Source organism: Mesorhizobium opportunistum WSM2075 (assembly GCF_000176035.2).
Lineage (GTDB): Bacteria > Pseudomonadota > Alphaproteobacteria > Rhizobiales > Rhizobiaceae > Mesorhizobium > Mesorhizobium opportunistum.
The window spans coordinates 2857122-2872401 of sequence record NC_015675.1; the positions used below are offsets into that span (position 1 = coordinate 2857122).

The window sequence follows — 15280 nt, forward strand, 5'->3', positions numbered from 1 at the left end:
CATTTACGCTGTCACAATACCGAGAGTTCTAGGGGAGTGCACGCCAAATTGATCTTGAAAGGTGGCAAGGTGCAAGCTGAGGTCAGGAGCCAAAGGCAGCTTTGGCGCTGTCCCGCCCGAAACTAGACGGTCCGCTCAGAGTTTCGGGCGCCGGCAGGCGTACGAAAGTCCCCGAGGAAGGAACCCGTGGGCCACAGTCGATGGCTATGTGGATTTCGATTTGCGGCTGGTGTCGGCGATGGCGCGACCGCCGCCGGCAAGCGGGTTTGATGCGGACGGACGGTTTCGCCTTTCAGCCACGTGGTATTGTCGGCTCGTCGCGCGGCCGGACGCGACCCGTTCGGCGTCGATGATCACCACGGACACGCGTGGGTCCGTTGCCAGACGCTGGGCGCCTGCGGCTGAACGCTGGAGCATGCCATGCCGGGTCATGGAGAGTTCTCCCGGTTCGTCGCCGTGGAGTCCGGCGGTCCACGCGGCTGTCGCCACCGTTCGAACGTCTCGATGATGATCATGCGTCCGCCGCAGCATCGGCATGGCGGACGGAAGTCAGTCGGTTCTACCGAGTTGTCTTCCTCCGACGGTGGAGCAACGTTCAGCAGTTCGCGCGCCAGCGCGAGGCTGGCCTTGCGCGCGGAACCGGCGAACAGGCCGTAGTGCCGGATGCGATGGAAGCCGCGTGGCAGGATGTGGAGCAGGAATCGGCGGATGAACTCGTCGGTAGCGAGTGTCATGACCTGCTGCCGATCGGGGCCGTCACGGCGGTAATCCTTGTAGCGGAACGTGACGCCGCTCTTGTCGAAGGCGATCAGCCGGCTATTCGAAATCGCGATCCGGTGCGTGTAGCGCGACAGGTAGGCGAGCACCGCCTCCGGCCCCGCGAACGGGGCCTTGGCGTAGACCACCCAGCGCTTCTTCCGCACGGCAGTAAGGCGGCGGAGGAATGCCCGCCGCTCGATCAGGTGCGCGATCGATCCGAAGAAGCTGAGCCGGCCCGCCTCGTGCAGCGCGACCAGCCGGGTGAGAAACAGGCGACGGAACAGCTTGCCGAGAACCCTCACCGGGAGCAGGAAGGCCGGGCGCGACGAGACCCACCGGCTTCCGTCCGGCGCGATGCCGCCGCCCGGCACGATCATGTGGACATGCGGATGGTGCGTCATCGCCGATCCCCATGTGTGTAAGACGGCGGTGATGCCGATGCGCGCGCCGAGATGCTTCGGATCCGTAGCGATCGTCAGCATCGTCTCCGCTGCCGCCTTGAACAGCAGGTCGTAGACGAGCGCCTTGTTCTGGAACGCGATGTCGGCGACCTCGGCGGGCAGCGTGAACACGACATGGAAGTAGCCGACCGGCAGCAGGTCGGCCTCTCGCTCGGCCAACCACGTCCGTGCGGCCGCGCCCTGGCACTTCGGGCAGTGCCGGTTGCGGCAGGAGTTGTAGGCGATCCGCCATTGGCCGCAGTCCTCGCAAGCCTCCACGTGACCGCCAAGGGCTGCGGTTCGGCAATACTCGATCGCCGACATGACCTTGAGCTGGGCGAGGCTCAGGTGACCTGCATGGGCAGCCCGGTAAGCGGGGCCGGCAGCAAGGAACTGTCGGGCGAGATCTCTCCCGGCTTGAATAGGCCAAGCTTGTCGAGCGGGCTCGTAACCGTGCGCACCGTTCGGGTCGCCACCTTCGCGTAGAGTGCGGTGTTGTTGAGCTTGGCATGCCCGAGCAGGACCTGGATGATCCGGATGTCGGTGCCGTCCTCCAGCAAGTGGGTGGCGAAGCTGTGGCGCAGCGTGTGCGGCCCGACCCGCTTGGCGATGTCGGCGGCCTGCGCCGCCTCGACGACTATGCGATAGAGCTGCCGAGTGCTGATCGGCTTCATCGCGTGCTGTCCGGGGAACAGCCAGCCATCGCGGTGCATCACGCCCTGCTGACGTCCGACCTTCCACCACTCACGCAGAAGCCTGAGGAGGTCCTCCGAGAGCATGGCGTTGCGATAGCGCCCGCCTTTGCCGCGTTCGACGCGCAGCAGCATGCGCTCGCTGTCGAGGTCGGTGACCTTCAGCATCGACACCTCGGCGACGCGCAGGCCCGCGCCATAGGCGACCGACAGTGCGGCCTGGTGCTTGAGGCAGGTGGTGGCGTTGAGCAGCCGGGCGACCTCGTCGCGACTGAGCACCACGGGCAGGTTGCGCGGATGCGCCAGCCGGACAAGCCTGCGCGCCAGGTCCGGGCGGTCGAGCGTTTGGGTGAAGAAGAAGCGCAGCGCCGACACGATGCTGTTCATCGTTGGCACGGGAACGCCGTCCTCCTGCTGCTCGATCTGGAACCTGCGCAGGTCGTCGGCGGTCGCGGTGTCTGGTGAATCCCCCGAGGAATGTGGCCTGGCGTCCAATGTCGCGGAGATAGTTGCGCTGCGTCTCGCGTGAGAAGCGCCGCATGTTCATGTCGTCGATCAGTCGCTGGCGCAGCGGGCTGATCGAAGCTTCGAGAACTGGATGGTGCATGGTCAGGCTCCTTGTTGAAGAAGCCCGCCATGCTCTGCTCCAGCCGAACGAGGCTCAACGCGAGCGCGACGACCGGGTCTTGATCTCTACCTCAACCGCAGGCACCCCTCCCGCGCAGTGGGTTCGTTCTCCGGCCCAAATGCGGTCATTCCGGAGCATGTCTCCGAACGTCCGCAAAACGAAGTTAGCCACAGTTCACTGCCAAGGGAGCATGCGGAACGATACGGAAAGCTCTCAGATGTTGGCCCAGGAAAAATTCAACAAAATCAACGATTTTCGTTGGCCCTCCGGGCCCACCATTATCGTTATTTATCAATGCTTTAGATGGTGGTTCGCCACGAGGTTCGCCAACAGGTTCGCCAAGCATCGGCTTACGCGTGACCAGCCGCACGACTCGATCCATCCCCTGGACCGCCAGCCGTACCTGCGATGCCTCGCGCGAATAGAGCTCCGCATGATCGATATCGTCGTGACCGAGAACGTCCATCATCTGCCTGGTGGAGGCCTCGGCCTCCGCCAGATAAACACCGAGCGACTTCCTCAAACCATGCAGGGTAAGGCCCTTCGGAAGACCGGCAAGCTTGCACCAATGCGCCATCATTCCAGTCAGTGACTTGGCAGAGAAGGGCTCACCATAGGCGTTGACCAAAACGGTCTCGCCGCGCCTGTCAGCCGCATCCAGGATCTCGGACAGCATAGGGGTGATCGGCACGAAAAGCCGTTTGCCGCCGGTTCGTCCCTTGTTCTTGCCCTGAACGATATCAAACCCGTCGAAGTGACGCTCGACGCCATCGATGAAGACACGGCGGGTGACCCTCTGGTCCCAGCGCAGGCCCGCGACATCGCCGCGGCGGTTGCCCAGCCAAAGCGCCAATCCGTAACAAGTGCGTGCCGCGGTGCCGAGCTGCCAGCGGTTTTCAAATTGCGCCATCGCCTCGCGCGACCATGCTTTCCAGCCGGCATAGGCGGGCCGCCACTCGACTGCCGCAGTGGGGTCGATCTCAATCCAATCTTGCCGCAGTGCGACATAGACCAGCTTGCGTATGCCCACCAGCAGGTGCTTGGCCTTGTGGGGTGTGGCGATGAAGCGACCAAGAAGCTCTTCAATATGGATACGTCTAAGGTTCTTAACCGGGACGTCGCGCCAAATCAGTGGGTGATCTGGGACCACCCGCAGTACCAAAAATTCTTCGATCAGCCGCTTGTTCTTGCGCTTGCTGGCTTCGTCAAGCGCCAACCACTTGACCGAGATCTTCAACCGTTGAAAGGCCGCTCCGAATGTGCCGGGCAGGGCGGATCCAGGCATCCGGACGACGGGAGCCTTGGGAACCTTCCGGCCCTCGACCGCTGCCTGGTAGGCGTCCTTGAATCCCGGCTGGGTGGGGGCGGGCAGACTAACAACGCGCTCTTTCGTCCGATAGCGCCACCGTAGTTTTCCGTGGCGATCGGTGTAGGAGGACAGGCCGGGATATTTGTCGGTCATGGCGGAATGAATCTATTTCCTGCGGTGATTCCCTTGCAACAGGAAGTCGACGATATTCTCGTCATCGTCTCCAGGTAGTTCGGCAAACGCCGCTTCGAGTTTCAGGCGATCCCAAATCACGCGGCCGTCGACTTTCTTGGGCTTCGGCATGCGGCGGTCAGCAACCATCTGGTCGAATTTGGTTATGCCCACGCCAACATATCGGGCCGCTTCTTCGCGTGAGAGACCTCGAGGAGGATAGGCAAGGGTGTCGCTTTTCATGATCTCGCCGCCGCATGCGCCCGTCCTTGTGCGCTGGCTTCCATTCATGGATCAAGATCTGGATCGTATCTGCCACAGCCGGAAGGGATCCGATCAAACTGTGCGGTGAATTGCGGTCAGGGCGTATAAATGGGATGGTTTGCTGATTGATCGCCGAGTGGACGTAATGGAAATTGAGCGTCGGAAGCGCAGCGACGCCCGGCACCGACACCGATCGTTTTCGATCCGGCGCCCTTCGCCGGGGGCGGTCGGTCCCGCATCCCGCCTCACGGCGGCGCTATGCTGATGCTCCTTCGGCCGCCCTGTTGAACCGGTCTCTGGGCCACGAACCTGCTCCAGCACCGAACTGACTTATTCCCGCTGACGGACATTTCGGTGCTTCCGCTTTGTACGCCGTTTTTCATTTGGTCGGGATAGCAGGGGCTCTCCCGACGGAGAGTTAGAGGATGGGGCGGGTTTTTCGCGACGGGTTGAAAGCGGAAGGAGAGGGCTTCGGCGCCCGTCGCGGAGAACCGCGATGTCTGTCCGAGCCAATCGAGCCCATCCCGTCGCCGACCGGTCGAACCTCTACGACGAGATCACTGGCAAGGCTGCTCAAACGATCCGATCCATAGTCCAGACTTCGCCGCTCGAGCGTCAGCTTGGGCCCGCGCGTAGTAGCCATCGCTGTATTTCGGCCAGTCGAGGGCGTAGCCGCACCTGACCAACCACTCTGCGATGTCAACGCCGCCGGCTGTGCAGACAGCCATGCGTCGAAACTGGTCTCTCCCCACCCCAATGCATGACGTGGGGCGGTGTGCGTCGAGGAAGTCAGCGAGGGCCAGGGATGACCGCTGCCCGCAGCGATATTTCTTGCCGGTCTCATCGAAGCACTCTGGGCGCCTTCGGGCGCGTCGATGCCATAGAGGCGGATACGCGTGCCGTGGATTTCGATTGTGTCGCCGTCGATAACGAACGGCACGCCAACAAGCGGCTGAGCCGTCGCATCTTGAGCGATAAGAACCATGGCCAGCACGATTGCTCCGGCGCACACTATTCTGTTGCCTGGCAATGTTACAGCTTTGCATGGTGGATAAAAGGGCTTTCCGAGAGGTGTTGAGGCTGTGTGTTTCTGTCGCGCTGTTGGCCATGATTGGCGCCCAGCCGGCTTTTGCTGCGAACACCCCATGCAGCGGTCATAAGGGTGGGATCTCACACTGCACGTTTATTTGCAACGACGGGTCGGTCAGCGCCAGCAAAAAGAACTGTTCGGCTGAGATTGGCGGGGCGTCCGGTCAACCCCTTGGACTTATCGGCGGCGGATCTGCCGAGATGGCGCCTGCAAGCGAGGACGAGTGCAGTTTGCCGGGAGGTCACTTCTGCACCGGACCCCGTGGCGGCCACTACTGCATCACTGACAGCGGCCGCAAGAGCTACCTGAAAAAATGATGCTCGGCTTGGTCGCAGCATAGCGCTTCAGGCCGTGGTGACGCCTGATCCGGGCAAGAGAACGTGTCATCTGAAATCCCGCGCCTTCACCTTGATGTTGTCGATGTGAAGGTCCGGGATATAGATTCGCGGCTGCGCAGCTCCTTGGGCGGCAGCTCGCGCGGATCAGGCCCCGAGCCGCCATTGCGCACCTGGTCGCCGCGACCATGCGGCACGTGAAAGCTCCCCTCACGTTCGCCGACGCTGGCGAGCTCTGCTGATAGATCGCTGATCTTCCGAGCCACGAGGTGGACCACTTCGCCCTCACGCTGAATGCGGCCCCGCACTGCGGCCATGCCGGCCCACAGAAGGGTGCGCCGGTGCTGCTCGAAGAACCTTCGCCCAGACAACAAGGTTCGCGATGCCGGTCTCGTCCTCAAGCGTGATGAACATCACGCCCTTGGCCGAGCCAGGGCGCTGCCGGACGAGCACTATGCCGGCCGCTTCCAGCCATCGGCCCTCGCGCGTCTCCATCGCCTCGGCGCAAGAGACGATGCGTCGGCGTCGAAGGTCTTCGCGCAGGAAGGCGATCGGATGGCGGTGGCCTGCCGCGTAGAAGTTTTACAGTCACCCCGTATTACCGGGCTCGGCCGGAAACTGTTCCAGCCCGTCCGTGCTTGGCACCCAGAATTCTCCAAGATGAGGAGTGCGGACGAAATCCGCCGTGATGCTCCATATACCGAGGTCGACGGGGAAAACTATTCCAGGCCAATGGCAATTTTCTGAAAGGTAGAACGTCCCGACATGCAGGCGTGAAACACGCTACGGTCCTTGCCCGAACACAGGTCGTGGCAGGTGCAGTTACGCGCGGTCCGGCCAAGTGTGGTTTGCGATGTGATCGGCTAGCCAGCGCAGTGATCTATGGTATTTCGAAAAATTTCTGATATTTTTTCGACATGCATGAAAGCGCTCAGAATACAACGATCTCCGAAACGACGTACCGGCAGATTCGCGCCGATATTATTTTCGGCCGGCTCGAGCCTGGCGAAAAGCTCAAGCTTGACAGGTTAAAAAATCTGTATGGCGCGAGCGTCTCGACGTTGCGCGAAATCCTCAATCGTCTGTCATCCGACGGGCTGGTGAAGGCAGAAGGACAACGTGGATTCGAGGTCGCGCCCGTATCGCCGCAGGATTTGAAAGAAATTGCCGCCCTGAGGCAATTGCTCGAATGCTACGCGATGGAGTCGTCATTCGCCGCCGGTGACATGGATTGGGAGGGTCGCGTGGTCGCGGCCCACCACAAGCTTCAGCAGATGGAACGCCGCATGATTTCTGGCGACCACTCGATCGCTAAGGAATGGAAGCGCTACGACTGGGAATTCCATCAGGCATTGATCTCGGCCTGTGGTTCCAAGGTGCTGATGGATACGCATGCCGCCGTCTTCGATAAGTATCTGCGCTATCAAATGGTTTCATTGACGTTTCGCGGCCAGATCGCCGCGGACGAGCATAGGCAGATGCTCGACGCGGCCCTGGCGCGCGATGCCTCCACAGCTCAGACGGTTCTGCGCAAGCATGTCGAGGCAGGCGTTGAGCGCGGGTTGCTGGCCAGCGGCCCCGAATTCCAGAAGCTGAAGAAAGAGGCCGGTTCGGCTTAGCGGCGATTTAGTTGCAGGTATATATCCGATAAAACAGCAAATCTATGATGATGGTGCTGTTCATGGGTTGAAGCCCCATTGTGAACATGGCATGGTTTGCCGCGACGGCTTCATGCCGCTCATGCAATTCAGGGAGGAAAGCATGACCATTACCCTCGATCGACGCCGGTTTCTCGGCGGCTCCGCAATGGCGATTGCCGTCCTGTCCATGACGCCGTCCGGCGCGGCGGCAGCGGACAAGATCACACTCCGGCTTTCGTCGCCGGCGACGCCTGGCGACCAGCGCGCCGTGGCACTGACCGATGTCTTCGCGCCCGCAGTGAAGGATTTTGCCACCTTCGAGCCGCACTGGAATGCGGAACTTTTCAAGCAGGGCACGGAACTCGAGGCGATCTCGCGCGGCAACCTGGAAATGTCGATCACCTCGGCGCAGGAACTGGCTTCGCTTTATCCCGAATGGTCGATCTTCACGGCCGGCTACCTCCATCGTGACGCCGAGCATCAGAAAAGGGTCTTCGCCGCCGAGTTCATGGAGCCGATGAAGAAGAAGGTCGAGGACGAACTCGGCGTCAAGCTGCTATCGGTGATGTATCTCGGTCGACGCCAGTTGAACCTTCGCATCGACAAGGAGATCAAGACCCCCGACGATCTGTCCGGCGTCAAGCTCAGAATGCCCGGAACCGACGCATGGCAGTTCCTTGGCAAGGCGCTCGGCGCCAATCCGGTGCCTGTCGCCTTTACCGAAATCTATACGGCGCTGCAGACCGGTGCGATCGATGGTCAGGACAATCCATTGCCGTCCGACAAGGATTCCAAATTCTACGAAGTCACCAAGCAGATTTGCCTGACCAGCCATCTTGTCGACCTGAACTATCTCGCCTTTTCCAAGAAGGTCTGGGATGGGCTGTCGCCGCAGCAGCAGGGCGTGGTTCAAAAGGCGTCCGACGACGCCGCCGAGTCCGGGCGCCAGAAACAGCTGGCGCTGGAAAGCGAACTCGAGCAGTTCTTCAAGGACAAGGGGCTGAAGGTCTACACGCCGGATCTGGATGCCTTCCGCAGCCACGTTCAAAAGGCCTATCTGGGCTCCGATTTCGCCAAGGACTGGCCCGAAGGCATGGTCGACAAGATCAACGCACTCTGAACAGGGTCTGACCGATGTCGGCAACCTTTCGATGGTTGCAGGCCAGGGCCGACAATGTGGCGGTAGCACTTCTCACCGCCATGTTCGTCGCCTTTATCCTGCAGATAGTCACGCGCTACGTCATCAACGAGCCGCTCGGCTGGACGCTGGAGGTATGCCTTACGACGTGGCTCTGGCTGGTTTTCTGGAGTTCGGCCTTCGTGTTGACCGAGCGCGACCATGTCACATTCGACCTGTTCTATCTGATCGCCAGTCGCCGCGTGCAACGCGTTCTTGCCCTGATCTCGGCGGCGGCCATCGTTGCCGGATTCCTGGCGGCGTTGCCGGCGACTTTCGACTACATCACCTTCTACAAGATCAAGAAGAGCGCCACGCTGAGGATCAGGCTCGATATCGTCTTCAGCGTCTACGGCCTCTTCGCGGTGGCGGTCATCATCCGCTACGGGCTGCGCATATGGCAGCTTCTCCGTGGCGCCGAGCCAGAGCCCCATGACGAGGCGACGCCGTTGTGACCGCGGCCTTCGCGCTTTGCCTGCTGGCACTGTTCCTGTTGGCCGGAATCGGAACGCCTGTCGCCTATTCGATGATCGTGGCGGCGATCGTCTATCTGGCTGTCAAGGGGCAGGATCTCGGGCTTGCCGCCGAGCAGATTATCCAAGGCCTCTACGACGGATTCATCATCTTGGCGGTGCCGCTGTTCATCGTCGCCGCCAATATCATGAACGCCGGCACCATCAGCGAGCGGCTGCTGGCCTTCTGCATGGCGATCGTGGGACGCCTGCGCGGCGGGCTCGGCCATGTCAATGTCGTCGCCAATCTGATCTTTTCCGGCATGTCGGGTTCGGCGGTAGCCGATGCGGCGGGCCTCGGTAAGATCATCATCGAAATGATGACGAAAAATGGTCGCTATCCACGCGGCTACGCTGCCGCCATCACCGCCGCCGCCTCGACCATCGGTCCGATCATACCGCCCTCGATCCCGATGGTGATGTATGCGCTGGTTTCGGACGCCTCGATCGGATTCCTGTTCCTAGGTGGCATCCTGCCGGGCCTTTTGATGGGAGCCGTGCTGATGGCCCTGAACGCCTGGCTCGCCCGCAAGCGCAACTTCGCCGTCGAGGACGCCGTGCCGCTGCGCGAGCTGCCGAGGGTGACGTTGAACGCGTTCCCGGCACTGCTGATGCCGGTCATCCTGCTCTATGGCATCTATGGCGGCGCGACGACGCCGACCGAAGCGGCGGCGGTAGCGGCAGCCTACGCGCTCATCCTGGCTGGCATCTTTTACCGTGCCCTTAGCTGGCGAGGGCTCTACGCCGTCCTTTCGGAAAGTGCGCGTTCTTCGGCCGCGGTCGGACTGGTGATCGGTGGCGCGCTGATCTTCAACTACATCGTCGCCAGTGAAAACATTCCGGCACAGATGGCCGCCTCGCTGCAGGGGCTGAACATCTCTCCGCTCAGCTTCATGTTCATGGTCAACATCCTGCTCTTGCTGCTGGGATGTTTGCTGGACGCATCGACAATCATTCTCGTCATCGTGCCTCTCTTCATTCCAAGCTGCAGGATTCTTGGAATCGACTTGGTGCATTTTGGTGTCGTCATCGTTGTCAACACCATGATCGGACTGATCACGCCGCCCTATGGAGTGGTGCTTTTCGTCATAAACGCCACCACCCGCATCCCTTTGCGCGAGATCATCGCCGAGATCTGGCTGTTCATCGCCGTTTTGGTAGCCGCGCTGCTGCTGATGATCCTATTTCCCGAAATCGTGCTGTGGCTGCCGAGACAGTTCGGATATCGGGGATGAGCATGGCCCCGACAGATCGACGCGCCACCGCGGGCAGCCGCATTCGCCTCGGGTTAATCGGCGACAACATCAAACGGTCGCGGTCCCCGGACCTGCATCGGCTGGCCGGCCGGCTCTGCGGCCTCGATGTCAGCTACGACCTGTTCGTCCCGCGCGACATGGGAAAGAGTTTCGACGCGGCGTTCGAGGCCTGCCGCGATAGCGGCGTGCACGGCGTCAACGTGACCTACCCTTATAAGGAAATAGCGGTCGCGAAAGCGGTTGTCGGGGATGACGCGACGCGCCGCATCGGCGCGATCAACACCGTCGTCTTCGAAGCGGCGGGGCCTCTGGGCCACAACACCGACCACAGCGGCTTCATTGCCGCCTACCGGGATCTGTTCGGCGCCATGCAGCCCGGCAAGGTCGCCCTGATCGGCGCTGGCGGCGTCGGCAAGGCCGTGGCATTCGGGCTTGCCGCACTCGGTGCCGAAACGCTGACCATCGTCGATGTCGACAAGGCGAAGGCCGGCGCGCTCGCGCGCTCGATCGCGGCAGTTCACGGGGATGCGATCGCCACGATGATTTCCGACGATGTCCGCGCGACCGTGCCCGGCGCGGACGGGATCGTCAATTGCACCCCACTCGGCATGATTGGCCAACCCGGTTCCGCCGTTCCGGCCGACCTGCTTGGGCCGCAACGCTGGGCGTTCGAGGCCGTCTACACGCCCGTCGACACGCTGTTCAAAAAGACCGCGGAAGCCGCCGGGCTGAAAGTTCTGAGCGGCTACGAATTGTTTTTCCATCAAGGCGTGGATGCTTTCCGTATTTTCACCGGCCAGGCGCCAACCGACCTTTCCGAATTGCGCAGGCTTCTGGCCGAGACCCCAACCCATTGAACGAGGTGCCGCCAATGTCCGACGATCATCCCATGCGCGAAAAGATAGGCGTCAGTGCCGCGCTTACGACACCGTTCGACGACACTGGCGCAATCGACTGGCCGCGGTTCACTGCCCATGCCAAGCGGCTTCTTCAAACCGACATAAGGGTCGTGACCGCTTTCGGGACAACCGGCGAGGGGGTCTCCATATCGGCGTCGGCCCGCGCTTCACTGTTCGAGCACGCGGCCGGTGCCGGAATCGAGGCTGGGAGTCTGGTCGAATGCGTCTACGGGCCGTCGTCGCAAGATGCGGGCGACCATGCCCGGCGATCGCTCGATGCGGGTTGCGCTGGTATTCTTCTGACACCTCCCTTCTATTTCAAGCAGCCGACGGAGGAAGGCGTCTACCGCTGGTTCGCCGAAGTATTGGAGCGCGCCGGATCGGCTAGCCGCGATGTCATCCTCTACAACATTCCAGGTTTGACCGGCGTGCGCATCGGCCCGGGCCTCGTCACCCGGCTGCGGCTTGCGTTTCCGCAAGCCATCGCCGGCGTCAAGGACTCCAGTGGGGACTGGCAGCAGACGGCCGCCTTGCTGGCGGAACACCGGGATCTTGCCATCCTCGTCGGCCACGAAGGCGATCTGGCGCGCGCGGCGCGGGCCGGCGCCAGCGGTTCGATCAGCGGCCTGGCGAATTTCGCTCCCGAACTGATCGCCAAGCTGGTGCGCGGCGAGGACGAGCTGCTGATCGACAATATTCTCGACAGATTACTCAAGCTGCCGGTCGTGCCGGCGGTCAAGGCCGTTCTGGCCGCAACGACCGGCGACCCTGCCTGGTCACGCGTGCGCGCGCCGCTTGTGCCGGTCCAAGACACGGATGGTCTGAGGCCGTGCGAAGAGATTTCCTTGCTGGTTCAAGATTGGTTGGCGTCGGCGAGCGGCCGGACCACGCAACGCGCCGGCTGAAAACAGATCAACAGGATCGCACGTTCCATTGCTTCGCCAGATCGGAGGCAGTCGCGATCCTCGTGCCGCAGTCGCCAAGCGTGTGCGCAACGACGGCGACGAGGTCGGCGTTGGATGTCGCAATGCCGCCATCCGGCAGAAAGAGATTGTTTTCGAAACCGATGCGTACGTGACCGCCGAGCAGGGCGGCCGTGACGACACAAGCCGCCTCGTGGCGGCCAAAAGCGCAAACGCTCCAATGGTCGAACCTCGGCATATCAGCCGCAAGAAAAGGCAGCAGATCGGTCGGCACGGAGGTCTGTCCGACGGAGTAGCGCCCGAGCACGTAGAGAACCGGCACGCTGGTCCAGGGGATCAGGCCTCGACGCGACATATCCGCCAGTCTGACGGCCTCTTGCGGTGTATAGAGGATGATTTGCGGCGCCACGCGCTCGGTGCGCAGCCATTCGAGGAAATGCGCGAATGCGGCTTCCGAGCCCGCATCGGGGGCGAGTTCGCGCAACGCCAGCGAAACCACCTGCGGTCTCACCTCGCGGACCACCCGCATCTGCGCTTCCGGAGCATAGATGCCGAGCGCTTCGCTGGTGATCTGCACGACCATCCGGTCGCCGACCGCGCCGTGGATGGCCGTGATGACCTCGCGGTAGGCCTCGGGATCGAGAAGGTGGCGACCCTGTCTGTCGCGGACATGGACGTGGATCATCGCCGCTCCCGCCGCAGCGCATTCGCTCGCGGTCACGGCAAGTTCCGCGGCCGTCAGCGGTATTGCCGGATGATCGGCCTTGGTGCGGCGGCCGCCATTGGGCGCGACCGCAATGGTGACGGGATCGGTTCTCGGGCCTAGCTGCATCATCGGCATTTTTCACGGGATGCTGGAGATTCATCTGTTTCCAACATGATCATAGTGAAACGTTTGTTGCAATCGCCCGCCCGGCGCGCTAGCCATGTTCAATGGACCAGGGAGAGCTTGCCGGACAGATCGTCAGCGCCTTCGACGGCATGTCGGCGCAACTTCAATCGGCGGCTCGTTATGTCCTGGACAGGCCGGAGGATGTTGCGCTTTTGTCGATGCGCGAACAAGCCCGGCAAGCCGGCGTGCAGCCGGCGACGATGACCCGGCTCGCCCAGTATCTCGGCCTTGACGGGTATGAAGCGGTGCGGGACATCCATGCCGCCGCGGTCCGCAGCAGAGGGGTTGGCTTCGCCGGCAAGGCCGGCGTCCAGGTGGCCAGCCAACGGCTCAAGGGCGATCACGCGCTGGTTGCCGATATGCTGCGGTCGCTCGCCGGGCAGATCGCCCATCTTGCCGAACCGTCGACGATCGAGCGACTTGTGACGACGGCAAAGGCGCTAACCGCGGCGCGCCGCGTCTATTGTCTCGGCATGCGTTCAAGCCATGCGGTTGCCTGGCATCTCCACTACATCCTGTCCTTGATAGGCGAGAAATCGGTAATGCTGCACGGCGCCGGCGGAACCGATGGCGACGTGCTCGGGCGCGCGACCGGCGAGGATCTGCTGATCGCCGCCAGCGTGCTGCCCTACACGCGCCTCACCATCGAACTGGCCGAATACGCGGCCGGTCGCGGCGTGCCGATCGTTGCCGTCACCGACAGCGAAGTGGCGCCCCTGGCGCAACTGGCCGACCATCTCATCATCGTTCCGACGGCCAGCCCGTCCTTCTTTCACACCATGACGCAGGCCTTCATCGTTTCGGAGGTGCTCGGCGCCCTGGTCGCCGGCCAGGCCGGGGAAGGGGCGATCGAGGCGCTTCGACGCTTCGACGAACAGGGCATCGCCCTCAAGACCCACCTGACCCAGCGGCCGCCAAGGAAAAGGCCCCAACGAGACATTCAATGACACATATACTTCACCGCGCCATTCATTGGACGCCGCCGGTAGCGGTGCGTGGTCAAGGCATCGAATTGTTCGACGCCTCCGGCAAATCATACATCGATGCATCGGGCGGCGCGGCCGTCTCGTGTCTCGGCCATGGCCATCCCCACGTAATAGCGGCCCTTCATGCGCAACTCGACAGGATGGCCTATGCGCATACCGGCTTCTTCACCACCGACGTGGCGGAGCAATTGGCGGATCGATTGGTCGAGGATGCACCCTTGGGGCTCGATCACGTCTATCTGGTCAGCGGCGGCTCGGAAGCGATCGAGGCCGCGCTCAAAATGGCCAGACAATATTTTGTCGAGAAGGGCGAACCGCGACGGCGCCATATCATAGCGCGCCGGCAGAGTTACCATGGCAATACGCTCGGCGCGCTTGCGACCGGCGGCAACGAATGGCGGCGCGCGCAGTTCCAGCCGCTGCTGATCGAGACCCACCACATCGACCCTTGCTACGCCTACCGCTTCCAGGACGCTGGCGAAGGGGACGAAGCCTACGCCGCGCGCGCTGCCCGTCAGCTCGAGGACAAAATCCTGGAACTCGGCGCCGACGAGGTCATCGCCTTCGTCGCCGAGCCGGTGGTCGGCGCGACGCTCGGCGCCGTGCCGCCGGTAGCGGACTATTTCAAGCATGTCCGCGCCATTTGCGACAGATATGGCGTGCTCCTCATCCTCGACGAAGTGATGTGCGGCATGGGCCGCACCGGCACGCTGCACGCCTGCGAGCAGGATGGCATCGCTCCCGACCTGTTGACGATCGCCAAGGGACTTGGCGGTGGTTACCAGCCAATCGGCGCCGTGCTGCTCAGTCGGCAAATCTTCGACGCTTTCGCCATTGGTTCCGGCTTCTTCCAACACGGTCATACCTATATGGGCCATCCGATGGCAGCGGCCGCCGGACTGGCCGTGCAAGAGGTGATCCGTGGCGACAATCTGCTCGAGAATGTCCGGGCGATGGGGGCGGTTCTCGATCAACGTCTGCGCCAACGCTTCGGCAATCATCATCATGTCGGCGACATTCGCGGCCGTGGCCTGTTTCGTGGCGTCGAACTGGTTCTCGACCGTGCGACCAGGGAGCCATTCGATCCCAACCTCAAACTCAACGCCCGCGTCAAGCGCGAGGCGATGGCGCGTGGCCTAATGGTCTATCCGATGGGGGGAACGATCGATGGCGTGCGCGGCGACCATGTGCTGCTCGCGCCGCCCTTCATTGTCGATGCCGGGGATACGGACCGCATCGTCGAACGGCTCGGCGAAGCTGTGGACGCCGCCGTGGCCAGCGCCTTTTGAAGGCGCCGCCGGAAGGCG

At 62.3% G+C, this 15280-nt stretch carries 14 protein-coding genes and 2 pseudogenes; 9 read left to right on the forward strand and 7 right to left on the reverse strand.

What is annotated here, in order from left to right; all coding sequences use genetic code 11:
- Nucleotides 1–204 precede the first annotated feature (204 nt).
- The 5 genes and pseudogenes from MESOP_RS33620 to MESOP_RS13685 all read right to left on the reverse strand — a co-directional run bounded on the left by MESOP_RS33620 (nt 205) and on the right by MESOP_RS13685 (nt 4242).
- Nucleotides 205–432, reverse strand: coding sequence for a hypothetical protein (locus MESOP_RS33620; protein WP_013530388.1), 228 nt, complete (start codon nt 430–432; stop codon nt 205–207).
- Nucleotides 429–1622, reverse strand: a complete 1194-nt coding sequence (locus MESOP_RS13670) for an IS91 family transposase (RefSeq protein WP_013893907.1) — start codon at nt 1620–1622, stop codon at nt 429–431. Before MESOP_RS13670 ends, MESOP_RS33620 begins: the two co-directional genes overlap by 4 nt.
- Nucleotides 1544–2498 (reverse strand): annotated as a pseudogene (locus MESOP_RS13675) (tyrosine-type recombinase/integrase). The gene MESOP_RS13670 and the pseudogene MESOP_RS13675 overlap by 79 nt, the downstream one beginning before the upstream one ends.
- A gap of 184 nt (nt 2499–2682) precedes the next feature.
- The gene (locus tag MESOP_RS13680; RefSeq protein WP_013893908.1) at nt 2683–3981 is read right to left on the reverse strand and encodes a tyrosine-type recombinase/integrase; all 1299 of its coding nucleotides are present in this window, start codon (nt 3979–3981) and stop codon (nt 2683–2685) included.
- A gap of 12 nt (nt 3982–3993) precedes the next feature.
- Nucleotides 3994–4242: a hypothetical protein gene (locus MESOP_RS13685; RefSeq protein WP_013893909.1), complete on the reverse strand. Its 249-nt coding sequence runs from the start codon at nt 4240–4242 to the stop codon at nt 3994–3996.
- 826 nt (nt 4243–5068) lie between these two features.
- On the opposite strand from MESOP_RS13685, the gene MESOP_RS35595 reads away from it, so the two are divergent.
- On the forward strand, nt 5069–5341 hold the full coding sequence (locus MESOP_RS35595; RefSeq protein WP_167313554.1) for a hypothetical protein: 273 nt from the start codon (nt 5069–5071) through the stop codon (nt 5339–5341).
- 395 nt (nt 5342–5736) lie between these two features.
- On the opposite strand, the pseudogene MESOP_RS36170 reads toward MESOP_RS35595, so the two are convergent.
- Nucleotides 5737–6246 (reverse strand): annotated as a pseudogene (locus tag MESOP_RS36170) (OB-fold nucleic acid binding domain-containing protein); the annotation flags it as partial.
- 359 nt (nt 6247–6605) lie between these two features.
- Here MESOP_RS36170 and MESOP_RS13705 point away from each other — a divergent pair.
- The 6 genes from MESOP_RS13705 to MESOP_RS13730 all read left to right on the forward strand — a co-directional run bounded on the left by MESOP_RS13705 (nt 6606) and on the right by MESOP_RS13730 (nt 12077).
- Nucleotides 6606–7307 (forward strand): GntR family transcriptional regulator, encoded by a 702-nt coding sequence (locus MESOP_RS13705; protein WP_013893912.1) that lies wholly within the window; start codon nt 6606–6608, stop codon nt 7305–7307.
- 142 nt (nt 7308–7449) lie between these two features.
- Nucleotides 7450–8448: a sialic acid TRAP transporter substrate-binding protein SiaP gene (locus MESOP_RS13710; protein WP_013893913.1), complete on the forward strand. Its 999-nt coding sequence runs from the start codon at nt 7450–7452 to the stop codon at nt 8446–8448.
- A 14-nt stretch (nt 8449–8462) separates the two neighbouring features.
- Nucleotides 8463–8960 carry a TRAP transporter small permease gene (locus tag MESOP_RS13715; protein ID WP_013893914.1) on the forward strand — a complete coding sequence of 166 codons (498 nt, stop codon included), beginning with the start codon at nt 8463–8465 and terminating at the stop codon, nt 8958–8960.
- Entirely contained in the window at nt 8957–10252 is a 1296-nt protein-coding gene (locus MESOP_RS13720) for a TRAP transporter large permease (RefSeq protein WP_013893915.1), read from the forward strand. The genes MESOP_RS13715 and MESOP_RS13720 overlap by 4 nt, the downstream gene beginning before the upstream one ends.
- A 2-nt stretch (nt 10253–10254) precedes the next feature.
- The gene (locus tag MESOP_RS13725; RefSeq protein ID WP_049802360.1) at nt 10255–11130 is read left to right on the forward strand and encodes a shikimate dehydrogenase family protein; all 876 of its coding nucleotides are present in this window, start codon (nt 10255–10257) and stop codon (nt 11128–11130) included.
- 14 nt (nt 11131–11144) lie between these two features.
- Nucleotides 11145–12077, forward strand: coding sequence for a dihydrodipicolinate synthase family protein (locus tag MESOP_RS13730; RefSeq protein ID WP_013893917.1), 933 nt, complete (start codon nt 11145–11147; stop codon nt 12075–12077).
- A gap of 7 nt (nt 12078–12084) precedes the next feature.
- Here the strand turns inward: MESOP_RS13730 and MESOP_RS13735 are convergent, their stop codons facing one another.
- Nucleotides 12085–12927: a beta-keto acid cleavage family enzyme gene (locus MESOP_RS13735; protein ID WP_041164660.1), complete on the reverse strand. Its 843-nt coding sequence runs from the start codon at nt 12925–12927 to the stop codon at nt 12085–12087.
- 101 nt (nt 12928–13028) lie between these two features.
- Here MESOP_RS13735 and MESOP_RS13740 point away from each other — a divergent pair, with 101 nt between their 5' ends.
- Nucleotides 13029–13934, forward strand: coding sequence for a MurR/RpiR family transcriptional regulator (locus MESOP_RS13740; RefSeq protein WP_013893919.1), 906 nt, complete (start codon nt 13029–13031; stop codon nt 13932–13934).
- Entirely contained in the window at nt 13931–15262 is a 1332-nt protein-coding gene (locus MESOP_RS13745) for an aspartate aminotransferase family protein (RefSeq protein WP_013893920.1), read from the forward strand. Before MESOP_RS13740 ends, MESOP_RS13745 begins: the two co-directional genes overlap by 4 nt.
- Nucleotides 15263–15280 lie beyond the last annotated feature (18 nt).